This window comes from Streptomyces odonnellii (assembly GCF_000981895.1).
GTDB classification, from domain to species: Bacteria; Actinomycetota; Actinomycetes; order Streptomycetales; family Streptomycetaceae; genus Streptomyces; species Streptomyces odonnellii.
The window spans coordinates 16,593-40,480 of sequence record NZ_LATD01000141.1; the positions used below are offsets into that span (position 1 = coordinate 16,593).

The 23,888-nt window shown below is 70.8% G+C and carries 20 protein-coding genes; 15 read left to right on the forward strand and 5 right to left on the reverse strand.

Annotated features, from left to right (window positions below; all coding sequences use genetic code 11):
- Positions 1-33 precede the first annotated feature (33 nt).
- Complete coding sequence (locus WH07_RS14690) at positions 34-984, reverse strand: NAD(P)-dependent alcohol dehydrogenase (RefSeq protein ID WP_046500313.1); 951 nt, start codon at positions 982-984, stop codon at positions 34-36.
- Positions 985-1,112: 128 nt separating this feature from the next.
- Between WH07_RS14690 and WH07_RS14695 the strand changes: the two genes are divergently transcribed.
- From WH07_RS14695 to pssA, 10 genes are all read left to right on the forward strand, one after another.
- Positions 1,113-2,006, forward strand: coding sequence for a helix-turn-helix transcriptional regulator (locus WH07_RS14695; RefSeq protein WP_198533806.1), 894 nt, complete (start codon positions 1,113-1,115; stop codon positions 2,004-2,006).
- Positions 2,007-2,361: 355 nt separating this feature from the next.
- On the forward strand, positions 2,362-4,149 hold the full coding sequence (locus WH07_RS14700) for a 3-hydroxyacyl-CoA dehydrogenase family protein (protein ID WP_046500314.1): 1,788 nt from the start codon (positions 2,362-2,364) through the stop codon (positions 4,147-4,149).
- A gap of 102 nt (positions 4,150-4,251) precedes the next feature.
- On the forward strand, positions 4,252-5,064 hold the full coding sequence (locus WH07_RS14705) for a TetR family transcriptional regulator (RefSeq protein WP_198533807.1): 813 nt from the start codon (positions 4,252-4,254) through the stop codon (positions 5,062-5,064).
- 412 nt (positions 5,065-5,476) lie between these two features.
- Complete coding sequence (gene ccrA / locus WH07_RS14710) at positions 5,477-6,871, forward strand: crotonyl-CoA carboxylase/reductase (RefSeq protein ID WP_046500316.1); 1,395 nt, start codon at positions 5,477-5,479, stop codon at positions 6,869-6,871.
- Position 6,872: 1 nt separating this feature from the next.
- Positions 6,873-8,885, forward strand: coding sequence for a protein meaA (locus WH07_RS14715; protein ID WP_046500317.1), 2,013 nt, complete (start codon positions 6,873-6,875; stop codon positions 8,883-8,885).
- On the forward strand, positions 8,882-9,883 hold the full coding sequence (locus WH07_RS14720) for an HpcH/HpaI aldolase/citrate lyase family protein (RefSeq protein WP_046500318.1): 1,002 nt from the start codon (positions 8,882-8,884) through the stop codon (positions 9,881-9,883). The genes WH07_RS14715 and WH07_RS14720 overlap by 4 nt, the downstream gene beginning before the upstream one ends.
- Positions 9,884-9,885: 2 nt before the next feature.
- Entirely contained in the window at positions 9,886-10,392 is a 507-nt protein-coding gene (locus tag WH07_RS14725; RefSeq protein WP_046500319.1) for a MaoC family dehydratase, read from the forward strand.
- A gap of 7 nt (positions 10,393-10,399) precedes the next feature.
- Positions 10,400-11,605 carry an acyl-CoA dehydrogenase family protein gene (locus WH07_RS14730; protein WP_046500320.1) on the forward strand — a complete coding sequence of 402 codons (1,206 nt, stop codon included), beginning with the start codon at positions 10,400-10,402 and terminating at the stop codon, positions 11,603-11,605.
- A gap of 180 nt (positions 11,606-11,785) precedes the next feature.
- On the forward strand, positions 11,786-12,433 hold the full coding sequence (locus WH07_RS14735) for a phosphatidylserine decarboxylase (protein ID WP_063775769.1): 648 nt from the start codon (positions 11,786-11,788) through the stop codon (positions 12,431-12,433).
- Positions 12,426-13,280, forward strand: coding sequence for a CDP-diacylglycerol--serine O-phosphatidyltransferase (gene pssA, locus WH07_RS14740; RefSeq protein ID WP_046500322.1), 855 nt, complete (start codon positions 12,426-12,428; stop codon positions 13,278-13,280). Before WH07_RS14735 ends, pssA begins: the two co-directional genes overlap by 8 nt.
- Before the next feature lie 336 nt (positions 13,281-13,616).
- Here the strand turns inward: pssA and WH07_RS14745 are convergent, their stop codons facing one another.
- Positions 13,617-14,738 (reverse strand): lipid II:glycine glycyltransferase FemX, encoded by a 1,122-nt coding sequence (locus WH07_RS14745; RefSeq protein ID WP_046500323.1) that lies wholly within the window; start codon positions 14,736-14,738, stop codon positions 13,617-13,619.
- An 866-nt stretch (positions 14,739-15,604) separates the two neighbouring features.
- Positions 15,605-16,759: a glycerate kinase gene (locus WH07_RS14750; protein ID WP_046500324.1), complete on the reverse strand. Its 1,155-nt coding sequence runs from the start codon at positions 16,757-16,759 to the stop codon at positions 15,605-15,607.
- A gap of 76 nt (positions 16,760-16,835) precedes the next feature.
- Between WH07_RS14750 and WH07_RS14755 the strand changes: the two genes are divergently transcribed.
- The 4 genes from WH07_RS14755 (at position 16,836) to WH07_RS14770 (ending at position 19,875) form a co-directional block, all read left to right on the forward strand.
- Positions 16,836-17,339 carry an NUDIX domain-containing protein gene (locus WH07_RS14755; protein ID WP_046500325.1) on the forward strand — a complete coding sequence of 168 codons (504 nt, stop codon included), beginning with the start codon at positions 16,836-16,838 and terminating at the stop codon, positions 17,337-17,339.
- A gap of 32 nt (positions 17,340-17,371) precedes the next feature.
- On the forward strand, positions 17,372-17,686 hold the full coding sequence (locus tag WH07_RS14760; protein WP_046500326.1) for a hypothetical protein: 315 nt from the start codon (positions 17,372-17,374) through the stop codon (positions 17,684-17,686).
- Positions 17,687-17,855: 169 nt separating this feature from the next.
- Complete coding sequence (locus WH07_RS14765) at positions 17,856-19,061, forward strand: hypothetical protein (protein ID WP_052744386.1); 1,206 nt, start codon at positions 17,856-17,858, stop codon at positions 19,059-19,061.
- A gap of 76 nt (positions 19,062-19,137) precedes the next feature.
- On the forward strand, positions 19,138-19,875 hold the full coding sequence (locus WH07_RS14770; protein WP_046500327.1) for an SIR2 family NAD-dependent protein deacylase: 738 nt from the start codon (positions 19,138-19,140) through the stop codon (positions 19,873-19,875).
- Between the two features lie 29 nt (positions 19,876-19,904).
- On the opposite strand, the gene WH07_RS14775 is transcribed toward WH07_RS14770, so the two are convergent.
- Positions 19,905-20,420 carry a methylated-DNA--[protein]-cysteine S-methyltransferase gene (locus WH07_RS14775; protein WP_046500328.1) on the reverse strand — a complete coding sequence of 172 codons (516 nt, stop codon included), beginning with the start codon at positions 20,418-20,420 and terminating at the stop codon, positions 19,905-19,907.
- 70 nt (positions 20,421-20,490) lie between these two features.
- Positions 20,491-21,999 carry an AlkA N-terminal domain-containing protein gene (locus WH07_RS14780; protein WP_046500336.1) on the reverse strand — a complete coding sequence of 503 codons (1,509 nt, stop codon included), beginning with the start codon at positions 21,997-21,999 and terminating at the stop codon, positions 20,491-20,493.
- 148 nt (positions 22,000-22,147) lie between these two features.
- Between WH07_RS14780 and WH07_RS14785 the strand changes: the two genes are divergently transcribed.
- Positions 22,148-23,845 (forward strand): NAD-dependent malic enzyme, encoded by a 1,698-nt coding sequence (locus WH07_RS14785; RefSeq protein WP_079023227.1) that lies wholly within the window; start codon positions 22,148-22,150, stop codon positions 23,843-23,845.
- The last annotated feature ends 43 nt before the right edge of the window (positions 23,846-23,888 follow it).

The window sequence follows — 23,888 nt, forward strand, 5'->3', positions numbered from 1 at the left end:
CGATGGATCCGCCGACGCGGAGCCGCCGCGGGGTCATGCGGTCACCTGGATCACTTGCTTGCCCGCCACGCCGCCCCGTTCGAATGCCTGGTGCGCCGCGGCCGTGTCCGAGAGCGGATACACGCCGTTGACCACCGGGCGCAGCGCACCCGAGGTGACATGGCCGGCCAGATCGCGGAGGACGGCGGTGCCGGGGTTGGCGCTGAAGGTACGGATGCGGCGGGGACCGTACACGCTGGAGGCGGCGATCGCGGCCAGGGCGGGCGCGGAGAGTCCGACGGTGACCATGCGGCCGGTCTTGGCGAGTCGGCTTCGATAGCAGTTCAGTTCCGTGCCGACGGTGTCGAGGATCACGTCGAAGGGGCCGATCCGGTCCGAGGTGGTGGAGCCGTAGTCGAAGACCTCGTCGGCGCCGAGGCCGGTGAGAAGCCGGGCGTGGCGGTCGCGGGCCAGGGCGGTGACATGAGCGCCCATCGCGTGGGCCAGTTGCACCGCGGCCGTGCCGACGCCGCCGGCAGCGCCCCGGACCAGAACCCGTTCCCCGGCGGCAAGGTGTGTGCTGTCGCGCAGCGCGATCAGCGCGGTGGTGCCCGCGACGACCACGGAGGCCGCTTCGACCGACGAGATGCCCACTGGCGCGGGCGCGATGCGGTCCGCGGGCACTACGACGTATTCGGCCGCCCCACCGGTGGTGTGCCGCTCCCGGGGGTGCACCGTGCCCCACACCCGGTCCCCGGCCCGGTAACCCTCGACATCGGCGCCGGTCGCGGCGACGACGCCGGCGAAGTCCAGCCCCACACCGATCGGGAACCGGCGTCCCGAGACCATCTTCAGCCCTCCCGCGCGGACGATCACATCGTGTCCGTTCACGCTGGACGCCTCGACCGACACCAGTACCTCGCCCGCGCCGGGAGCGGGACGGGCGACCTCGTTGACGCGCAGGACGTCCGGCGCACCGTAGCTCGTGATCTGAACGGCCTTCATGTCGTTGCCCTTCCGTGGCGGGGTGGATGATCCGATGCTGGACCCTGCGCGCGGAACCACGGTCGTTCCGCTTTTCCTGGGTCCGGCGGACCCACCCTCACGAGCCGCGCCCGGGGCATACTGGCGCCGTGACCGACCATTCCCTTGCCGTGAGTGACGATCCCCGGCGTGAGCTCGCCGAGTTCCTGCGTGCCCGCCGCACCCGGCTGCTGCCACAGGATGTCGGCCTGGAACCGGGCCCGAGGCGGCGTGTCGCCGGGCTGCGGCGGGAGGAACTGGCCCTGCTGGCCGGGGTGAGCGCGGACTACTACCAGCGCATGGAACAGGGACGCGACGTCCGGCCCTCCGAACAGGTCCTGGACGCTCTCGCGCGTGCCCTCAACTTCTCCGCCGAGGAGTCCCGGTACCTGCACAGCCTCGCCGCCGCCGCCCGCACGCCCGCCCGCGGTCCGCGCCGCCACGAGCCCGAAGAGGTACCGCCCACCACGCTGCGGCTGCTGCGCACCATGACCACGCCCACGATGGTCGTCGGCCGCTTCCTGGACGTCCTGGCATGGAACCCGCTGGCCGGTGCCCTGCTCGGCGAGTTCACCCTGCTCCCCACGGCCGAACGGAATCTGCTCAAGCTGCTGCTGCACCCCGAAGCCGACCGGGCGTGCCCCGACCGGGCGGCTACCGTGGCCGAACTGACCGGGATGCTGCGGACCCAGATCGCCGCCGATCCGGGGCACCCGCGCGGTGTGGAACTCGTCGGCGAACTCGCCGTACGGAGTGACGAGTTCGCATCGCTGTGGGCGCGCCACGACGTCGAGGAGGCCGTCCGTGGCCGGATGCGTGTCCAGCACCCGATGGTCGGCGAGCTGAGCCTGGAATGGGACGCCTACCCGGTGCCGGGCACCCCCGGCCCGGTGCTCATCACCTACACCGCCGAGGCGGGAAGCCCGGACGACGAGCGGCTCAGTTTGCTGGCCGCCCTGCTCGATTCACCGGACACGACGACAGCGGTCACCCGGAAACCCTGACGTGCCGACCGGCTCGCGCCGACGAGGGCCAGGCGCGCCTCGCCCCCGGCCCACAGTGATCCAGCGCACAGCCGCTCCTCTCTGGCGCGCTCGTTACTCGTCGGTTAATCTCAAATGAGCGGGAAACCCCCGCTGCTCCCGGTGGCCTGGTGACGCAGCCGCCGAGAGCGCTGTCGGTTCAGCACCCTTGCGGTCCGGCCCGTCCGGACCGCCGGTACGGCGCGGCTCCGGGACAGAGTCCGCCGCCCAGCACCGTGACCGCATCAGCCACGCGCGCCCGCCGCGCCCCGCGGCCCCTGGTCAGCCATTCCGGGCCCGCCCCTCTCAGTCGTCACTCATCCCCTGGAGTCCCGTGATGGACATCCCTCTCTCCACCATCGCCGTCGTCGGCCTCGGCACCATGGGTACCGGTATCGCCGAGATCCTCGCCCGCGCAGGCCGCGAGGTCGTCGGCATCGACATCAGTGACATCGCCGCAGCCCGGGCGGTCGCCTCGCTCGAAGCGTCCACCGCGAGGGCCGTGGCACGGGGGCGGCTCACCGCGGAGGAGCGGCGCACGGTCCTCGCGCGATTCCGCACCTTCTCCGATCTGCACGCCGCCGCCGGCGCCGATCTGGTGATCGAGGTGGTGCCGGAGTCGTACGAGACCAAGCAGCGGGTCTTCCGGGCGCTGGACGGGATCGTCGGCCCCTCCACGATCCTTGCGACCGGCACCAACGCGCTGTCCGTGACCCGGCTGGCCGCGGACTCGGCGCACCCCGAGCGCGTGCTCGGCCTGCACTTCTTCAATCCGGCCCCGGCCATGAAGCTGGTCGAGGTGGTGTCCTCGGTCCTCACCGCGCCCCGGGCCGTGGCGGCCGTCACCGGGCTCGCCCGGGAGCTGGGCAAGGAGCCGGTCGCGGTGGGCGACCGGCCCGGCTTTGTCGCGGACGGTCTGCTCTTCGGCTATCTCAACCAGGCCGCCGCGATGTACGAGGCCAGGTACGCCTCGCGCGAGGACATCGACGCGGCGATGAAGCTGGGCTGCGGACTGCCGATGGGCCCGCTCGCGCTTCTCGATCTGATCGGCGTGGACACGGCCCGTACGGTCCTGGAGGCGATGTACGCGGCGTCCCGCGACCGGCTGCACGCGCCCGCGCCGGTGCTCAGGCAGCTCGCCGAGGCCGGGCTGACCGGCCGCAAGTCGGGCCGCGGCTTCTACACGTACGAGGGCCCGGGCAGCGGCGCGGTGGTGCCGGACGCGCTCACCCCGCCGGAAATGCCCAGTCCGGGGAGTGCCGCCGCCCGCCCGGTCCGCTCGGTCGGTGTCGCGGGCTCCGGCACCATGGCGAGCGGGATCGCGGAGGTCTTCGCCAAGGCGGGTTTCGATGTGGTGCTCGCGGCGCGCACCCCGGAGAAGGCCGAGGCCGCCGCCGCCCGGATCGCGAAGTCCCTGGCCCGCTCCGTGGACAAGGGCCGGCTGACCGCCGAGGCCCGTGACCAGGCCCTGGCGCGGATCACCCCGGCCGGCTCGCTGGACGCCCTCAGCGAGGTGGATCTCGCCGTCGAGGCCGTGGCCGAGGACCTGGAGATCAAGCGGCAGCTCTTCGCCGCGCTCGACAAGGTCTGCAAGCCGGGCGCGGTGCTGGCCACGACGACCTCCTCGCTGCCGGTGGTGGCCTGTGCCCGCGCGACCTCGCGCCCGCAGGACGTGGTCGGGATGCACTTCTTCAATCCGGCCCCGGCGATGAGACTCGTCGAGGTGGTCCGTACGGTCCTCACCGCCGACGACGTCCGGGCCACCGCCCGCGCGGTGGCCACGGCCGTCCGCAAGCACCCGGTCGACTGCGGAGACCGGGCGGGCTTCATCGTCAACGCGCTGCTGTTCCCGTATCTGAACAACGCGGTCAAGATGGTCCAGGAGCACTACGCGAGCCTCGACGACATCGACGCCGCGATGAGACTGGGCGGCGGCTATCCGATGGGTCCCTTCGAACTGCTCGATGTGGTCGGGCTCGATGTGTCACTGGCCATCGAGCGGGTCCTGCACCGCGAGTTCCGGGATCCTGGCCTGGCTCCGGCGCCACTGCTCGAACATCTTGTGGCGGCGGGCTGTCTCGGCCGCAAGACCGGCCGCGGCTTCCGCGAGTACGCCCGGCGCTGATCCCCGTACCGGCCCCGCGGGATCCCGGTACCGGTCCACTCAGTGATCAAGGTCCGGGCCCCGCGGGCGCGCTCTCCTGCGTCGATGCAGTACGTTCACCTCATGTCCCAGCCCGCCAAGTCCTCCCGTACGAACACCAGGACCGACGTTCCGGAGAGTGCCGCAGGCACCCGCGCGGCCGCTCAGCGGCTGAAGATGCGCCGGGAGCTGGCGGCCGCGGCGATGGAACTGTTCGCGACCAAGGGGTACGAGGCGACCACCGTCGACGAGATCGCCGCCGCCGCCGGGGTCGCCCGCCGGACCTTCTTCCGGCACTTTCGCTCCAAGGAAGAGGCGATCTTCCCGGACCACGACGACACGCTCGTACGGGCGGAGGCGGTGCTCAACGCCGCGCCCGCCCATGAGCACCCGCTGGACACGGTCTGCCGGGGCATCAAGGAGGTCATGCGCATGTACGCGGCCTCCCCCGCGGTCTCCGTGGAGCGCTACCGGCTCACCCGCGAGGTGCCCACCCTGCGGGAGCGCGAGATCGCCTCGGTGGCCCGTTACGAGCGGCTGTTCACCCGCTATCTGCTGGGCCACTTCGACGAGCGCGACCATGCCGACGGCAATGACGACCCGCTGCTGGCGGAGGTCGCCGCGTCGGCCGTCGTCACCGCGCACAACCATGTGCTGCGCCGCTGGCTGCGGGCCGGCGGGCAGGGCGATGTGGAGGCGCAGCTCGACCATGCCTTCGCGATCGTCCGGGAGACCTTCGGGGCCGGGATCGGCGCGGGCCGGACCATCGGGGGCAAGCCGCAGCACGCCGCCGCGACGGCCCGTACCAGCGGCGATGTGCTGGTGACGGTGGCGCGTACGGACGCACCGCTGGACGAGGTCATGCGGACCATCAAGCAGGCGCTCAGGGACGCGTAGCCGCGTCCCCCGGCCTCTGCCTTCGCTTTCCCGGTGCTCCCCCTTGATCGCGATACGCCATGCGTTCCTTTGCCCACATGAAGTGATATTTGCCGCTTGCACAGCGGTAGGGATCTGCTCATGCGTGCCGCACCGGTGACAAGTGAGAGGGATTTCTGGCACCCAGTGCCTTGCCAGGTGTCACGGCGTGCCATACCGTGAAGGTGTCCGGCTGTTCCCGCAAGCCGTCTCGCTTGTGCGCCCGGACGCCTGCGTCACAGGCACCTCCCGCGCTCACCCGGCGCCGCCGATCAGCACGGTCAGCACCACAGGCCGATCAGCAGCGCCCCCGCCGAACCGACGGCACACCTCCACCGCACCCCAGCGAGCGGCCCTCGCGGCTCGCTCCCCCAGCTTCGCCGGAGGCACCACCGTGAAGGAAATCCTGGACGCGATCCAGTCGCCGGACACCACGTCCGCCGACTTCGCCGCACTGCCCGTCCCCGGTTCGTACCGCGCGGTGACCGTGCACAAGGACGAGACGGAGATGTTCGCCGGTCTCCCCGGCCGCGAGAAGGACCCCCGCAAGTCGCTCCATCTCGACGAGGTGCCGGTGCCCGAACTCGGCCCCGGCGAGGCCCTGGTGGCCGTCATGGCCAGCTCGGTCAACTACAACTCCGTCTGGACCTCGCTCTTCGAGCCGCTGCCGACCTTCGGATTCCTGGAGCGGTACGGCAAGCTCAGCGAACTGGCCAGGCGGCACGACCTGCCGTACCACGTCATCGGCTCCGATCTCTCCGGCGTCGTGCTGCGCACCGGCCCGGGGGTCAACGCCTGGCGGCCGGGAGACGAGGTCGTGGCGCACTGTCTCTCCGTCGAGCTGGAGTCGTCCGACGGCCACAACGACACGATGCTCGACCCGGAGCAGCGGATCTGGGGCTTCGAGACCAACTTCGGCGGCCTGGCGGAGCTGGCCCTTGTGAAGTCCAACCAGCTCATGCCCAGGCCCCAGCATCTGACCTGGGAGGAGGCGGCAGCACCGGGACTTGTCAACTCGACCGCGTACCGCCAGCTCGTCTCCCGCAACGGCGCCGGGATGAAGCAGGGCGACAATGTGCTGATCTGGGGTGCGAGCGGCGGACTCGGCTCGTACGCCACGCAGTTCGCGCTCGCGGGCGGGGCCACGCCGGTGTGTGTGGTCTCCAGCGACCGGAAGGCGGAGATCTGCCGGCGGATGGGCGCCGAGGCGATCATCGACCGTACGGCCGAGGACTACCGGTTCTGGAAGGACGAGCACCACCAGGACCCGCGCGAGTGGAAGCGCTTCGGCAAGCGCATCCGCGAACTGACCGGTGGCGAGGACGTGGACATCGTCTTCGAGCACCCGGGCCGTGAGACCTTCGGCGCCTCCGTCTATGTCACCCGCAAGGGCGGCACGATCGTCACCTGCGCCTCGACCTCCGGCTACACCCACGAGTACGACAACCGCTATCTGTGGATGTCCCTGAAGCGGATCATCGGCTCCCACTTCGCCAACTACCGCGAGGCGTGGGAGGCCAACCGGCTGGTCGCCAAGGGCAGGATCCACCCCACCCTGTCGAAGGTGTACGCGCTGGAGGACACCGGCCAGGCCGCGCACGACGTCCACGCCAACCGCCATCAGGGCAAGGTCGGGGTGCTGGCACTGGCGCCGCGCGAGGGTCTGGGCGTACGGGACGAGGAGCTGCGCGCGCGGCACATCGACGCCATCAACCTGTTCCGCGACACCCCGGCGGAGGCGGCGGCCACCGCCGGGGCCTCGCGCACCACCCTCGTCCGGGGAGCCTGAGATGGGCGAGCGGCACCGGGACCGGCCCTGGCTGATGCGGACCTACGCGGGCCATTCGACCGCCGAGGCGTCCAACGAGCTGTACCGGCGCAATCTCGCGAAGGGGCAGACGGGTCTCTCCGTCGCCTTCGACCTGCCGACCCAGACCGGCTACGACCCCGACCATGTCCTCGCCCGCGGCGAGGTCGGCCGGGTGGGGGTCCCGGTCTCCCATCTCGGCGACATGCGGCGGCTGTTCCAGGACATCCCGCTGGACCGCACCAACACCTCGATGACCATCAACGCCACCGCGATGTGGCTGCTGGCGCTCTACCAGGTGGTCGCGGAGGAGCAGGGCGCGGACATCGCCCGTCTCCAGGGGACGACGCAGAACGACATCGTCAAGGAGTACCTCTCCCGCGGCACGTACGTGTTCCCGCCGGGGCCCAGCCTGCGGCTGACCACCGACATGATCACGTACACGGTGAACCACATCCCCAGATGGAACCCCATCAACATCTGCAGCTACCACCTCCAGGAGGCGGGCGCGACCCCGGTGCAGGAGATCGCGTACGCGATGTCCACCGCGATCGCCGTCCTGGACGCGGTGTTCGCGTCGGGCCGCATCCCCGAGGAGCGCAGGGGGGAGGTGGTCGGCCGGATGTCGTTCTTCGTCAACGCCGGGGTCCGCTTCGTCGAAGAGATGTGCAAGATGCGGGCGTTCTCCCGGATCTGGGACACGGTCACCCGGGAGCGGTATGGCATCGAGGACGCCTCGCAGCGCCGGTTCCGCTACGGCGTCCAGGTCAACTCGCTCGGGCTGACCGAGGCCCAGCCGGAGAACAACGTCCAGCGGATCGTCCTCGAAATGCTCGCCGTGACCCTGTCCAAGGACGCCCGCGCCCGCGCCGTACAGCTCCCCGCCTGGAACGAGGCGCTGGGGCTGCCGCGCCCCTGGGACCAGCAGTGGTCGCTCCGCATACAGCAGGTGCTCGCGCACGAGAGCGATCTGCTGGAGTACGAGGACATCTTCGAGGGCTCGCATGTCGTCGAGGCCAAGGTGGCGGACCTGGTCACGGAGTCCCTCGCCGAGATCGACCGGATCGAGGAGATGGGCGGCGCGCTGGCGGCCGTCGAGTCCGGGTATCTCAAGTCGCGGCTGGTCGCCTCGCACGCCGGACGCCGGGCGCGGATCGAGTCGGGCGAGCAGAGGATCGTCGGGGTCAACTGCTACGAGTCCACCGAGCCCAGTCCGCTGACCGCCGATCTGGACACCGCGATCATGACGGTCGATCCGGCGAACGCGGCCCGGGTGGCGGCGGCGCTGCACACCTGGCGGGACAACCGCGACGAGGCACGGGCCACCGGGGCGCTGGCCGCGCTGAAGAAGGCCGCCGCCGGCACCGCGAATCTGATGCCGGCGACCCTGGAGTGCGCGCGGGCCGGGGTGACCACCGGCGAGTGGGCCTGGGCGCTGCGGGACGTCTTCGGCGAGTTCCGCGCGCCGACCGGGGTGAGCGGCGCACCCGTCGCGGTGAGCGCGGAGCCGGACACGGCGCTCGCGGCGGTCCGCGAGGCGGTGTCCCGTACCGCCGGTGAACTCGGCTCGGGGCGGCTGCGGCTGCTGGTCGGCAAGCCCGGCCTGGACGGGCACTCCAATGGCGCCGAGCAGATCGCGGTCCGTGCGCGCGACGCCGGGTTCGAGGTGGTCTACCAGGGCATCAGGCTGACACCCGAGCAGATCGTCGGTGCCGCGCTCGCCGAGGACGTGCACTGTGTGGGCCTGTCGGTGCTGTCCGGTTCGCACGGCGCGCTGGTGCCGGAGGTGCTGGTACGGCTGCGCGAGGCGGGTGCGGGCGACATCCCGGTGATCGTCGGCGGGATCATCCCGAACGGCGACGCCGAGGAACTGCGGGCGGCCGGGGTGGCCGCCGTCTTCACCCCGAAGGACTTCGGAATCACCGAGATCATCGGCCGTATCGTCGATGAGATCAGGAAAGCGAACAAGCTCGACCCCTTGGAGGTCCCCGCATGACCGCGCCTGCCACGCACGCCACCGCCGAGCCGGCCGCAGCCCCCGCCGACCGGCTGCGTCCGCGCCGCTCCTGTCTCGCCGTACCGGGCTCGAATCCACGCTTTCTGGAGAAGGCCCAGGGGCTCCCGGCCGACCAGGTCTTTCTCGATCTGGAGGACGCCTGCGCGCCGCTCGCCAAGGAGGGCGCCCGGCACACCATCGTCGACGCGCTGAACAAGGGCGACTGGAGCGGCAAGATCCGGGTGGTGCGCGTCAACGACTGGACGACGCACTGGACGTACCGCGATGTGATCACGGTCGTGGAGGGCGCGGGCCACAACCTCGACTGCGTGATGCTGCCGAAGGTCCAGGACGCCCAGCAGATCGTGGCACTGGATCTGCTGCTCACCCAGATCGAGAAGACGATGGGCTTCGAGGTCGGCAGGATCGGTATCGAGGCGCAGATCGAGAACGCCAGGGGTCTGGTGAACGTCGACGAGATCGCCGGCGCGTCCCCGCGTCTCGAGACCATCGTCTTCGGTCCCGCCGACTTCATGGCGTCCATCAATATGAAGTCACTGGTGGTGGGGCAGCAGCCGCCCGGCTATGGCGCGGACGCCTATCACTACATCCTGATGCGGATCCTGATGGCCGCCCGTACCCACGATCTCCAGGCCATCGACGGCCCGTACCTCCAGATCCGCGATGTGGACGGCTATCGCGAGGTGGCGCGCCGGGCGGCCGCGCTGGGCTACGACGGCAAGTGGGTGCTGCACCCCGGCCAGATCGAGGCGTCGAACGAGATCTTCTCGCCCTCCCAGGAGGACTACGACCACGCCGAGCTGATTCTCGACGCGTACGACTACTACACCTCGGAGGCGGGCGGCAAGAAGGGCTCGGCGATGCTCGGCGACGAGATGATCGACGAGGCCAGCCGCAAGATGGCGCTGGTCATCTCGGGCAAAGGCCGGGCCGCTGGGATGCGCCGTACCACCGCCTTCGAAGCCCCGGAGGCATGACGATGCGGTTCGGCAGGACGTTCGAGGAGTTCGAGATCGGTGCGGTCTACAAGCACTGGCCCGGCAAGACGGTCACGGAGTACGACGACCACCTGTTCTGTCTGCTCACCATGAACCACCATCCGCTCCACCTGGACAGCAACTACGCGGAGAGGACGACCGACTTCGGGAAGAACGTCGTCGTCGGCAATTACGTCTACTCGCTGCTGCTGGGCATGTCGGTGCCGGACGTCTCCGGGAAGGCCATCGCCAATCTGGAGGTCGAGTCGCTGCGCCACATCGCGCCGACCTTCCACGGCGACACGATCTACGGCGAGACGACCGTGCTCGACAAGACGCCCTCGAAGTCCAAGAGCGACCGCGGAATCGTGTATGTGGAGACCAAGGGGTACAAGCAGGACTCCACGGTCGTCTGTGTGTTCCGCCGCAAGGTGATGGTGCCGACCGAGAAGTACGTCAAGGAGCGCGGCGGCGAGCAGCCCGGCCGCCCAGAGCCGCGGGAGAAGTGACCCAGCCATGAGCCGACTCGCCCGGACCGCCGGGCTGACCGACATTCAGCGGGAGATCCTGGCCACCGTGAGGGACTTCGTCGACAAGGAGATCCTTCCGGTCGCCACGGAGCTGGAACACCGCGACGAGTATCCGACCCGGATCGTCGAGGGCCTCAAGGACCTCGGACTGTTCGGGCTGATGATCCCCGAGGAGTACGGCGGTCTGGGCGAGTCGCTGCTCACCTACGCGCTCTGCGTGGAGGAGATCGCCCGCGGGTGGATGTCCGTCTCGGGCATCGTCAACACCCATTTCATCGTGGCGTACATGCTCAAGCAGCACGGCACCCAGGAGCAGAAGGACGCGTTCCTGCCGAAGATGGCGGCGGGGGAGGTACGGGGCGCCTTCTCGATGTCGGAGCCCGGTCTCGGCTCGGACGTCTCCGCCATCACCTCCAAGGGCGTACGGGACGGCGACGGTTTCGTACTGGACGGCCAGAAGATGTGGCTCACCAACGGCGGCACCTCCACGCTTGTCGCCGTGCTGTGCCGTACGGACGAGGGCCATCCGGAGGGGACGCCCCCGCACAGGTCGATGAGCACCTTCCTGGTCGAGAAGGAGCCCGGCTTCGGTGAGGTACGGCCGGGCCTCACCATCCCCGGGAAGATCGACAAGATGGGGTACAAGGGGGTCGACACCACCGAACTGATCATGGACGGACTGCGCATTCCGGCCAATCGGGTACTCGGCGGGACCACCGGTCGTGGGTTTTACCAAATGATGGACGGGGTCGAGGTCGGCCGGGTCAATGTCGCCGCGCGTGGCTGTGGCGTCGCACAGCGTGCTTTCGAACTGGGTGTGGCATATGCCCAGCAACGTCACACCTTCGGCAGGCCCATCGCGCAGCACCAGGCGATCCAGTTCAAGCTTGCCGAGATGGCCACCAAGGTCGAAGCGGCCCATGCGATGATGGTGAACGCGGCACGCAAAAAGGACTCCGGCGAACGAAACGACCTGGAGGCGGGGATGGCGAAGTATCTCGCCTCCGAATACTGCAAGGAAGTCGTCGAGGACGCCTTCCGCATCCACGGCGGTTACGGCTTCTCCAAGGAGTACGAGATCGAGCGCCTCTACCGCGAAGCACCGATGCTGCTGATCGGCGAGGGAACCGCCGAGATCCAGAAAATGATCATTGGACGCCGACTGCTGGAGGAGTACCGTGCCCAGAGTTGATTGTCGCGTTTGATCTTATTTGGCCGCCGTACACATCACACTCCGTCGCCGGAAGCCACCGTCTTCCGGCCGCTCGACTCGGCTGCTGGCTTGCTCAGTTGCTGCTCGCAACCGATACCATCGCTGGAAAGCCGCCGTCCCCTGTTTCCCGCGCGGCATCATCCGCTACGAAGGTCATCCATGCCCCACAGCCAAACCTCTGCACCACGCGGCCGGGTCCGCCTCGCGCGCGGAGCATCGCCGTGGCTCCTGCCCACAGTCGCCACCGCGGCGATCGGACTGGTCCGTGCGCGCCGTTCCCGGCGTGCCGCTGTTCTCGCTGTGCCCGCCACCGCGCTCGCGGCGGGCATGCTGTGGTTCTTCCGCGACCCCGAGCGTGAGATCACTCAGGGCCGGGTCATCTCCCCGGCCGACGGTGTGGTGCAGAGCATCATGCCGTGGAAGGACGGGCGCACCCGGGTCGCCATCTTCATGAGTCCGCTGAATGTCCATGTGAACCGCGCTCCCCTCGCGGGGACCGTGACCTCGGTGGAGCACGTCCCCGGCGGATTCGTTCCGGCGTTCAACAAGGAGAGCGAGAACAACGAGCGCGTTGTCTGGCACTTCGACACCGAGCTGGGCGATATCGAGATGGTGCAGATCGCGGGCGCTGTGGCCCGCCGCATCGTCCCGTACATCCCCCAGGGCACCAAGGTGGAACAGGGCGAGCGCATCGGCCTGATCCGTTTCGGCTCGCGCGTCGACATCTACCTTCCGGAAGGTGTCGAGGTCGCTGTCGAGGTCGGTCAGACCACGACCGCAGGGGTGACTCGAATTGACCGTGATTGATCCTGATACGCAAGCCGGCTGGGCCGCCGAGGCCGAGGCCGAAGCGGAGGACGACGCGGAGGAAATGCCGCTGTCACTGCGGCTGTCGATAGCGGACACCCTGACGCTCGGCAACGCCACCTGCGGCTTCATGGCCGTCTACTTCACCACCACCGGCATTCTCATCCCCCATCTCACGGGCAGCGACGAGAGCGGGATGGCACGGCACTCCGCGGCGACGGCAGTGATCCTGATGCTGTGCGCGGCCATCTTCGATCTGTTCGACGGGCTCGTGGCACGCAAGCTGCGCAGCTCGCCGATGGGCGCCGAGCTGGACAACCTGTCGGACCTGATCAGCTTCGGACTCGCCCCGGCGTACTTCGTGCTGGTGTACGGCATGGTCGCGGACGACGCCCATCAGCGGGTGTCGGCGCTGGCCGCGGTGGTGGTGCTGCTGGCTGTTGTGCTGCGGCTGGCGAGATTCTCCTGTGTGACGCTGAAGGACGGAATGTTCCAGGGCATGCCGAGCCCCTTCGGCGCGCTGACGGTCATCTCGATCGTGCTACTGGAACTGCCGTTCGTACCGACGCTGCTGGCGATCGTCGGGGTGGCGTGGCTGATGGTCAGCCGTGTGGAGTATCCGAAGCCGCGGGGCATTCTCGCGGTGGCGATGCTGAGCTGGATCGTGGCCGCGATGGCGCTGCTGGCCGCCTGGGCGTTCGACGCTCCCGGCGGGCAGTTGCTGCTCCAGACGGGCTGTGCGCTCCAGGTCGTGACGGGCGCGGTCATTCCGCTGTTCGCCACGGCACGGCGGGTGAACACGTTCCGCGACAACCGCCGCGAGGCGCGGGCGGCGCAGCTCCCGTAATTTCGACAGCGGTACGTTCCACCGCGGTGGACGAGTCGTTGAGGGCCCCGGGTGCGACACGCGCCCGGGGCCCTCTCGGCTGCGCGATCCGACGGGCCGTCATATCGGTGGCTCGGATGGTGAGTTCCTCGCGACACGTGGCTGGGAACGCTTCGTCGTAACCCCGGCGGGCCTTGGAGCGCGGCACGGGCACGCTCGGCGCCTCCGCCTCGGCGGGGCGTCGGCCGGGAGGACCGCCGCGCGGCCCGGCCGGGGTCCGGGCGGGCCGCGTCGTTCCTATGGCAGAGCCGACGGAGTCGGTGGAGCCGGCAGCGCGCCGCTCGGCGCGGTGGCTGTTCAGCGCCGTGCCATATAGAGGTCGAGCGCCTTGTGCAGCAGCTTGTTCAGCGGGTAGTCCCACTCACCGAGATACTCGACGGCCTCGCCGCCCGTGCCCGCCTTGAAGCGGAGCAGACCGAGAAGGTGGTTGCTCTCGTCGAGGGTGTCGGTGATGCCCCGGAGGTCGTACACGCGCGCGCCCCGCTCGTGGGCGTCGCACATCATGCGCCACTGGACGGCGTTGTTCGGCTGCACCTCTCGTCTGCGGCCGGTGGACGCGCCGTACGAGTACCAGGAGTGGTCGCCGACGTTGAGCATCGTGGCCGCGGACAGGACCTCGCCGTCGTGATGGGCGAGATAGAGCCGCATACGGTCGGGGTCCTCCTTGATCAGCGCGGTCCACATGCCCTGGAAGTACGTCAGCGGGCGCGGCAGGAACTGGTCGCGTTCGGCGGTCTCGCGGTACAGCTCGTAGAAGACCGGTAGGTCCTCGTAGCCGCCGCGCTCCACTTTGACGCCGGCCTTCTCGGCCTTCCTGATGTTGCGCCGCCACTGCTGGTTGAAGCCGTTCTGGATCTCGTCCAGGGTCCGCCCGGCGAGGGGCACCTGGAAGACATGGCGCGGCTGGCCGGCGCTGAAGCCGTCGTCCGATCCGTCGTCGCTCTGCCGCCAGCCCATCCGTTGCAGGCGGTCGGTGATCGCGTAGGCGCGGCGTTCCTCCATGCTGGGCGTGACATCACGCAGCCGGCGGATCTCGGGGTCGGCGATGGCCGCCTTGACCGCGTCCGCCTTCCAGCGGCGGGCGACGACGGGCGGGCCCATCTTCACCGAGAAGGCGCCGCGGGACTTGAGGTGGGCCAGCAGCGGATGGAACCACCGCGCCAGGTCCGGCGCGAACCAGTCGATGGCCGGGCCCTCGGGCAGATAGGCGAGATACCGCTTGATCTTCGGCACCGGCCGGTAGAGGACGAGCCCCGCGCCGATGATGCGCGACCGCTCGTCGAACCACCCGAGGCTCTCCGCCCGCCAGTCCGGCTTGACGTCGCCCCACGCGGGAACCTGCATATGGCTGATCGAGGGTCTGGCCCGGACGAAGGCCAGATGTTCGTCGCGTTTGATCGTCTTCAGGCGGTAGCCCATGGGGAGTGCTCCTTCGCTCGGCACGCGGGCCTGTGGTCAGCAGACCTCTAAGTCATACGTGCCGCACACGCGGGGGCGGGCCGGACACGCGCGGGGGCGGGCGAGGACACACCTCAGGGCGTGACGCACGACCAGCCCGTCCGGCGTTTGCGTACGGAGACGGCACGGCGCCGGGGCCGGATGCCCTCCGATGCGGGGGGCCGGGCACGGCATCCCATGGGCCGAACCATCGCCACTTCCGGCCCGTCCGACGTTTGAGGGACGGAACCACCGACTCCAGCGCCGGGTACCCGCCCGACCGGAGCCGACCCCGGCACCCCATGCGCCGGACCATCGCCACATCCAGCCCGTCCGGCATTTGAGGGACGGAACCACCGGCCCCAGCGCCGCGCGCCCGCCCGACCGGAGCCGACCCCGGCACCCCATGCGCCGGACCATCGCCACTTCCGGCCCGTCCGGCGATTGAGGACGGAGACGGCACGGCGCCGGGGCCGGACGCCCTCGATGCCGGGCCGGCCCCGGCATCGAGTGGGCCGGACCGTCGCCACATCCAGCCCGTCCGGCGTTTGAGGGACGGAACCACCGACTCCAGCGCCGAGTCCCCTCCCGGCCGGAGTCGACCCCGGCATCCCGTGCGCCGGACCGTCGCCACATCCAGCCCGTCCGGCGATTGAGGAACGGAACCACCAGCCCCAGCGCCGAGTCCCCTCCCGGCCGGAGTCGGCCCCGGCATCCCATGCGCCGGACCATCGCCACATCCAGCCCGTCCGGCGATTGAGGACGGAACCGCCGGCCCCGCGCCGGGTGCCCGCCCGGTGGAGGTCGACTCCGCAGGGCCCTGGCAGGAGTTCCGGCCGGGGGGCGGCTCAGGTCAGGAAGTCGGTCGCGATCTTTGCCGCCAGGCGTTCCAGCAGGGGGCCCGCCTGGGCCATGCAGACCGCCGGGTCCGGTTCCAGTTCGGTGAGGGCGTACGCGCGGCGGATGCCCGCGCGGCCCAGGGCCTCCGGGGGCAGGGCCAGCCGGCCGCAGACCGCGATGACCTCGATGCCGCGTGCCCGGGCCGCCGCCGCGACCCCGGCGGGGGCCTTGCCGTGCAGGGTCTGCTCGTCCAGCGAGCCCTCGCCGGTGATCACGAGGGTCGCCCGGGCCAGCGCGGGCGCGAAGCCCAGGACGTCGAGCATCACCTCGATCCCCGGCCGGAAGCCCGCGCCGAGGCCGACCAGCGCGCCGTACCCGATACCGCCCGCCGCGCCCGCGCCCGGCGAGAGCGCCAGAGTGGCGGCGCGGGAGCCGATGGCCGCCTCCAGCACCGTCGTGTAGTGGGTGAGCGCCGCGTCGAGTACGGCCACGTCCTCGGGGCTCGCGCCCTTCTGCGGGCCGTAGACGGCGGGGGCACCCTTGGGCCCGGTCAGGGGGTTGTCGACATCGCTGGCGAGGACGATCTCCGTCGTACCGAGTCGCCCGTCCAGGCCGGACAGATCGGCGGTGGCGAGGTCCCGCAGCCCGCCGCCGCCCGGCCCGACGGGCTGTCCGCCCGCGTCCAGGAAACGCGCGCCGAGCGCGGCGAGCATGCCCGCGCCGCCGTCCGTGGTGGCGCTGCCGCCGACCCCGAAGACGATGGTCCGCGCGCCCGCGTCGAGCGCCGCGCGCAGCAGCTCGCCGGAGCCGCGCGTCGTCGCGGTCAGGGGGGCGAAGACGCCCGCGGGGAGGTGCTGGAGGCCGGACGCCTCGGCCATCTCGATGACGGCCGTACCGTCCCGCAGGGCATACGCCGCGGTCAGCTCGTCGCCGAGCGGTCCCGTGACCCGTACCTCACGCCGTTCGAAACCGGCCGCCACGGCAGCCGCGACCGTGCCGTCGCCGCCGTCCGCGACCGGCATGGTCTCGACCACCGCGTCGGGGGCGACCCGGTGCAGCCCGGCCGTCACCCGCTCCGCGACCTCCAGGGCCGTGAGGGACCCCTTGAACTTGTCCGCCGCGACCAGTACGCGCGCGGTTTCGGTTACTGCTCCGTCCGTCACTTGACTCCCTCTGCTTTCGAACAGGCAGTCGCGCCTCCCCGACCCTATCCACCGGGGCAGCCTTTAGGCTGCCCGTGTGACCGATACGGATACCGAATACGCCGCGTATATCGCGGGTCTTCCCCGAGTGCTCGCCGGCGCCGCCATGCTGTTCAGGGATGCCGCGGGGCGGGTGCTGATCGTCGAGCCCAACTACCGGGAGGGCTGGGCGCTGCCCGGCGGGACCGTCGAGTCCGACGACGGCGAGACCCCGCGCTCGGGTGCCCACCGCGAGACGCTCGAAGAGATCGGCCTGGACATCGAACCGGGGCGGCTGCTGGCCGTCGACTGGGTACCGGGCAAGGCCCGGCCGCCGATCGCGGTGTATCTGTACGACGGCGGGGTGCTGGACGAGCGGCAGCTCGCGGCGATCCGGCTCCAGGAGGAGGAGCTGCTGTCGTGGCGCCTGCTCGACCGCGAGGAGATCCCGGCGTACCTGCTGGGCTCGCTCGGCCTGCGGGTACAGGCGGCACTCGACGTGGTGGAGTCGGGCGCGGGCACGGTGGAACTGGAGAACGGCCTGCCCCCGGGCACGTCCTGACGCGTAGCCCCGGCGAGGAGGCGCGGGCGCGGTTGTCGCGGGGGCCGCGGACGGCGCAGGCGGATGCCGGGGTCGGGCTGGACGGTTGCGCGGCGGACGCCCGTACCGTGCCGGAGCGGCCCCGGGAGACCGTACGGGAGCGGCCCCGGAACGCGCTCGCCGCCTGGGCCACCCGCCACCCGGAGGCGACCATCGGAGCAGGCCCGGACGGCGCCGAGGCGCGCGCCACGGACGGTACGGACCGTACGGACGACAAGCCCGCGACCGCGAACTCGCCCTGTCCGACGGGCAGTTCCCCGCGTACCGCGAGATGCTCCCGGATCCGGCCCCGGCCGTCCTGCCGGTGACGATGTGCTCGGCCGACCACGGCAGCTTCACCGCCCTGGTGATGCCGATCGCCCTCACACCAGGTCTGTGACGCGCGATCAGCGACTATGCGCCACATTCGCCCGGCATCGCCCCGCCGAACTCCCCCGCCCGGCATCATTCTTGAGTCCCGCGATCCCCGGAGGACTCATGCGAAGCCCGCGAAGCCAGACACGCGGCCGGCTGGCGGCCCTGCTCACATCCCTGGTCGTCGTGTCGGCCTCCTTCGCCGGAGGCAGTGGCGGGGGCGGGGGCGTGGCGCACGCCCAGGACCGGCGCCCGGCGGCTGGGCCTCCCGTACTGCCGACCACCGTCAACGGCGGTGCCTGGCGGTCGGGGCATCTCCAGGGCATGGCCGTCGACCGCGCCAAGGGCCACATGTACTTCTCCTTCACCGACCTCCTGGTGAAGACCGATCTGCGCGGCACACCCCTCGGCTCGGTCACCGGCTTCACCGGTCATCTCGGTGATCTGGACCTCAACGCGCGGGACGGCCGGATCTACGGCTCGCTGGAGTACAAGGCCGCGAAGGCCTTCTATGTCGCGATCTTCGACGGAGACCGCATCACCCGGATGAACATGGACGCCCAGTCCACCGGCGTGGTCTCCACCGTCCATCTCAAGGAAGTGGTGAAGGACTACACGGCCGACATGAACCGCGACGGGGTCTTCGACGGCGACACCGCGAAAACCCCCGACCACCGGTACGGATGCAGCGGTGTCGACGGCGTCGCGTTCGGCCCCGCCTTCGACCGGCGCGGCGGTGACCGGCTGACCGTCGCGTACGGGGTGTACGCCAACGCCGACCGCCGGGACAACGATCACCAGGTGCTGCTCCAGTACGACGTCCGGCGCTGGCGGAAGTACGAGAGGCCGCTCACCGAGTCCGCGCCGCACACCAGCGGCCCGGCCTCGCCCGACGGCAAGTACTTCGCGTACACCGGCAACACCACCTACGGCGTGCAGAATCTGGAGTACGACGCGCACAGCGGCGACTGGCTGCTGGCCGTGTACAAGGGCACGAAGACACGGTTCCCCAACTACTCCCTCTTTGTGGTCGACGGGTCGAAGCGCGCCGCCCTCGGCACCGTCCGCGGCCAACAGCGCCCGGAACGCGGGCAGTTGCTGTCGCTGCTGCCCCGCGGCCTGCATCACGCGCCGACCGGGGTGTACGGCTGGGAATCGGCGGGCCAGTACGGGCTGGTCTCGCTCGACGACGGCCGCTACTATCTCGCCGAGACCGGTACGGTCCAGGACGGCGGTGCCACACTCCGGACGGGCCGCGCCGTGATGCACCGCTGGACGGGCCGTACACCGACGCCCTTCGCCGCCGTGGGCAAGCCTGCCGCTCCCTGACGGGCGGATCCGGCCAAGGCCCCGCGCCGGACCAATTCGTTCGCCGCGCGCGGGCCCCGCTGCGTACGCTCGCCGTATGACTCTCGTCGCGATCCTCAGCGGCGCCGGGATCTCCACCGACTCCGGCATCCCCGACTACCGCGGTCCGAACGGGCTGTGGCGCCGCGATCCGGGGGCCGAGAAGCTCGTCACATACGACCTGTACATGACGGATCCGGAGATCCGGCGCCGGTCCTGGCGGATGCGGAGCGACAGTCCCACACTCCGCGCCGAGCCCAACGGGGCGCATCGCGCGGTGGCGGAGCTGAGCCGGTCGGGGACGGCGGTCCGGGTGATCACCCAGAATGTCGACGGGCTGCACCAGCTCGCCGGGATGCCGGCCCGCAAGGTCCTCGAACTGCACGGCACCGCACGGGAGATCGTCTGCACCGGATGCCATGTCCGGTCGTCGATGAAGGAGGCGCTGGGCCGGGTCGCGGCGGGCGAGGAGGACCCGCGCTGCCTGGCGTGCGGCGGGATCCTCAAGTCGGCCACGGTGATGTTCGGGGAGCGGCTCGACCCCGAGGTGCTGGCGCAGTCGGTGGCGATCGCCAAGGCGTGCGAGGTGTTCATCGTGGTCGGTACGACCCTTCAGGTGCAGCCCGCTGCCTCACTGGCGGGGATCGCCGCCGATCACGGGGCCCTGCTGATCGTGGTGAACGCCGAGCCGACGCCGTACGACGACCGCGCCCACGAGATCATCCGCGAGCCGATCGGTACGGCGCTGCCCGCGCTGCTGACGAGATACCGCGGCGACCGGCCCGATCAGAACTGACCGGGTCAGAACGATCAGAACTGACCCGGTCAGAACAGGGTGGCGGTGGCCGGAACCCCGGTCGCCGCTCCCTCGAAGGCCAGCAGCCGCTGCTTGCGGTCGAGCCCGCCGCCGTAGCCGGTGAGGCTGCCCGTCGAACCGATCACGCGGTGACACGGCACGACGATGCCGATCGGGTTCTTGCCGTTGGCCAGCCCCACCGCGCGCGAGGCGCCCGGCCTGCCGAGAAACTCGGCCAGGTCACCGTACGAGCGCGTCTCGCCGTACGGGATCTTCCGGAGCTGGTCCCAGACACCGCGCTGGAACGGGGTGCCGTCGAGCCGCAGCGGCAGATCGAACTCCGTCAGCTCTCCGTCGAAGTACGCGGTGAGCTGGCGCACGGCCTCGGCGAAGGGCCGGGGGTCGGGCTCGCCGAAGTTCTCCTCGGGCGGCCGGTGCCGCTGCCCGACCATGTAGAGGCCCGTGAGGACACCGTCGGCCGCGACGAGTGTCAGCGGATCGTACGGACTGTCGATCACGGTGTGCGTGATGTGTGTGGTGGTCATGAGGGAAGTTCCTTGCCTGCCGGACTGAACACACTTGCCGGGTTGACGTGCTGATACGAAACGAACGCGCTTATACGGGAAGGCGGTTGATGGGATGGTCGTCCGTCGCCCAGAGGTACTGCACGGCATACGCCCGCCACGGCCGCCAGGCCGCCGCGCGCTTGGTGAGCGCGGCCGGGGTGGACGGCAGACCGAGCCGGTCGGCGGCCCGGCGGACGCCTAGATCGGTCGGCAGAAACGCGTCGGGGTCGCCCAGCGCGCGCATCGCGATCGCCTCGACCGTCCAGGGCCCGAATCCGGGCAGGGCGGTGAGCTGCTCGCGCGCCAGCTCCCAGTCGCTGTCGGCGCCGAGCCGCAACGAACCGTCGGCGAGCGCGGCGACCAGGGTGATGAGGGTGGTACGCCGGGTGCGTGGCAGGGCCAGCGCCTCCGGGTCGAGTCCGGCCAGCGCCTCGGGGGCCGGGAACAGATGCGTCAGCCCGCCCTCGGGGTCGTCGACCGGCACTCCGTGCGCGGTGACCAGCCGGGCGGCGTGGGTGCGGGCCGCGGCGGTGGAGACCTGCTGGCCGAGGACGGCCCGCACGGCGAACTCCGCCGCGTCGACGGTACGGGGCACCCGCCGCCCCGGCGCCTTGTCGACCAGCGGGGCGAGCTGCGGATCGGCGCGTAGCTGTTCGTCGACGGCGACCGGATCGGCGTCCAGGTCGAGCATCCGGCGGCAGCTGCTGATCGCGAGGGTGAGATCGCGCGGGTCGGTGAGGGAGAGCCGGCAGGCGATGTGGTCGGGGCGCGGCGAGAGGGCGACGATGCCATGCCCGTACGGCAGGGAGAGCGTGCGCCGGTACGCGCCGTCGCGCCACTCCTCGACACCGGGGACGGCGGTCGCGACGAGATGGCCGAAGAGGTTGTCGGGGTTGAGGGGCGCGCGGAAGGGCAGCCGGAGCGAGATGACCCCGCGGGTGCCCGCCTGCTCGGGAACCCGTGTGCCGCGCGCGCCGTGAGTGGCTCGCGCGCCGTGTGACGCGCGCGTACGCAGCTCGCTCGGCGACAGCGCGAAGACCTCCCGGACGGTGTCGTTGAAGGCACGGATGGAGGCGAAGCCCGCCGCGAAGGCGACCTCGGCCATCGGCAGCGCCGTCGTCTCGATCAGTACGCGCGCGGTCTGGGCCCGCTGGGCGCGCGCCAGCGCGAGCGGCCCGGCCCCCAGCTCGGCCAGCAACTGCCGTTCGATCTGCCGGGCGGAGTATCCGAGCCGGCCGGCCAGACCGGGCACGCCCTCGCGGTCGACGACCCCGTCCTGGATGAGCCGCATGGCGCGGGCGACGGCGTCGGCGCGGGCGTTCCACTCCGGGGAGCCGGGGCTGGTGTCGGGCCTGCACCGCTTGCAGGCCCGGAACCCGGCCTGCTGACAGGCGGCGGCGCTCGGGTAGAACGTCATGTTCTCGGCCTTGGGCGGTACGACCGGACAGCTCGGCCGGCAGTAGATCCGGGTGGTCAGCACCGCGGTGAAGAACCAGCCGTCGAACCGCGCGTCCTTGGACCTCACGGCCCGTACGCAGCGCTCGGTATCGGTGTACATGACTTCCAGCATCCGGCACACAGGCCCGCCGGGCTGGCAGAAATCCGACATCAGCCTCGGAGCTCCTGCCGCGCGAGTCCGGCGGACGGGGACGACCATAGAACACATGACGGATCTTCGATGAGACCTTTCTCCGAGGAGTGCTCCCGTGTCCCAGGCCCTGCCCCCTGTCATGTCCGACCCCCTCACCAACCGCGGCACCGCGTTCACCGCCGAGGAGCGCGCGAGGCTGGAGCTGGTGGGACGGCTGCCCGACGCGGTGCTGTCCCTGGACGAGCAGCTTCAGCGCGCGTACGAACAGCTTCAGAGACAGCCCGGCGCGCTGGCCAAGAACGTGTATCTGGAGCAGCTCCACGACCGTAACGAGGTGCTGTACTACCGCGTCCTCGCCGATCATCTCGCCGAGCTGCTGCCGATTGTCTACGACCCCACGGTGGGCGACGCGATCAAGCGGTACAGCCATGAGTTCCGCCGCCCGCGCGGCGTCTATCTGTCCATCGACCATCCGCAGGACATCCGGCCGGCCCTGGAACACCAGGGGCTCGGCCCTGACGATGTGGACATGCTGGTGGTCACCGACGCGCAGGAGATCCTCGGGATCGGCGACTGGGGCGTCAACGGGGTGCAGATCTCGGTGGGCAAGCTCGCCGTCTACACCGCGGCGGCCGGCCTGCACCCGGACCGCTGCATCCCGGTCGTACTGGACGTGGGCACCGACAACGAGACGCTGCTCAACGACCCGCTCTACCTCGGGGTACGGCGCAGCCGCACGCGCGGGAAGCTGTACGACGAGTTCGTGGCCTCCTATCTGGAGACCGCGGCCGAGTTGTTCCCGCACGCCCTGCTGCACTTCGAGGACTTCGGCCCGGACAACGCCCGCCGGATCCTGGAGCAGAACGCCGGCCGCTATCGGATCTTCAACGACGATCTGCAGGGCACCGGCGCGATCACCCTCGCGGCCGTCGTCTCGGCGCTGAAGGTCACCGGGACACCGTTCAGGGACCAGCGGCTGGTGGTCTTCGGCGCGGGCACCGCCGGCGTGGGGATCGCCGACCAGCTCGTGGAGGCGATGGTCCGCGACGGCCTGGACCGGGACGACGCGGTGCGCCGCGTGTGGCTGATCGACAAGCAGGGCCTGCTCACCGACGACATGGACGATCTGCGCGACTACCAGCGCGGATACGCCCGGCCGGCCTCGGAGGCGGAGGGCTGGGCCGGCAACGGCGCGATCGGCCTGGCGGCGACCGTACGCAATGTACGGCCCACCATCCTGATCGGTACCTCCACCGTCCCCGGAGCCTTCACCCGGGAGGTGGTGACGGAGATGGCCCGGCATGTCGAACGGCCGGTGATCTTCCCGCTGTCCAACCCCACCGAGCGGATCGAGGCCATGCCCTCCGACATCCTCGCCTGGACCGACGGCAAGGCGCTGACCACCGCGGGCATCCCGGTCGGCCCCGTCGATCTGAAGGGCGTACGGCATGCGATCGGGCAGGCCAACAACGCCCTGCTCTACCCCGGGCTCGGTCTGGGCACCATTGTCTCCCGCGCCCGCCGGGTCACTCCGGGCATGCTGCTCGCCGCCGCCGAGGCCGTCGCGGACCAGGCGCGGGTGGGGGCGCCGGGCGCGGCGCTGCTGCCGCCGGTGGCCGATCTGCGTGCCTCCTCCGCGACCGTGGCCGTGGCCGTCGCACGGGCCGCGATCACCGAGGGGGTCGCCGAGAACCGTCCGGCGGACCTGGTGCAGGCCGTGCAGGACGCGATGTGGCAGCCACGGTACGGGCCCCTGCCGGGCCTGGCGGACGGGGGCCACGGCCGGAGCCCGGACGGAGGCGGTGCCCGATGAACTGGCGTGGACGGAGGCGCGGAGGCGGGCGCGGGCATGGGGA

Coding starts and splice junctions, on each gene's coding strand:
- WH07_RS14690 (WP_046500313.1), bottom strand. CDS start 984: ATGAAGGCCGTTCAGATCACGAGCTACGGTGCGCCGGACGTCCTGCGC.
- WH07_RS14700 (WP_046500314.1), top strand. CDS start 2,362: ATGGACATCCCTCTCTCCACCATCGCCGTCGTCGGCCTCGGCACCATG.
- WH07_RS14705 (WP_198533807.1), top strand. CDS start 4,252: ATGTCCCAGCCCGCCAAGTCCTCCCGTACGAACACCAGGACCGACGTT.
- WH07_RS14715 (WP_046500317.1), top strand. CDS start 6,873: ATGGGCGAGCGGCACCGGGACCGGCCCTGGCTGATGCGGACCTACGCG.
- WH07_RS14720 (WP_046500318.1), top strand. CDS start 8,882: ATGACCGCGCCTGCCACGCACGCCACCGCCGAGCCGGCCGCAGCCCCC.
- WH07_RS14725 (WP_046500319.1), top strand. CDS start 9,886: ATGCGGTTCGGCAGGACGTTCGAGGAGTTCGAGATCGGTGCGGTCTAC.
- WH07_RS14730 (WP_046500320.1), top strand. CDS start 10,400: ATGAGCCGACTCGCCCGGACCGCCGGGCTGACCGACATTCAGCGGGAG.
- WH07_RS14735 (WP_063775769.1), top strand. CDS start 11,786: ATGCCCCACAGCCAAACCTCTGCACCACGCGGCCGGGTCCGCCTCGCG.
- WH07_RS14745 (WP_046500323.1), bottom strand. CDS start 14,738: ATGGGCTACCGCCTGAAGACGATCAAACGCGACGAACATCTGGCCTTC.
- WH07_RS14765 (WP_052744386.1), top strand. CDS start 17,856: ATGCGAAGCCCGCGAAGCCAGACACGCGGCCGGCTGGCGGCCCTGCTC.
- WH07_RS14770 (WP_046500327.1), top strand. CDS start 19,138: ATGACTCTCGTCGCGATCCTCAGCGGCGCCGGGATCTCCACCGACTCC.
- WH07_RS14775 (WP_046500328.1), bottom strand. CDS start 20,420: ATGACCACCACACACATCACGCACACCGTGATCGACAGTCCGTACGAT.
- WH07_RS14780 (WP_046500336.1), bottom strand. CDS start 21,999: ATGTACACCGATACCGAGCGCTGCGTACGGGCCGTGAGGTCCAAGGAC.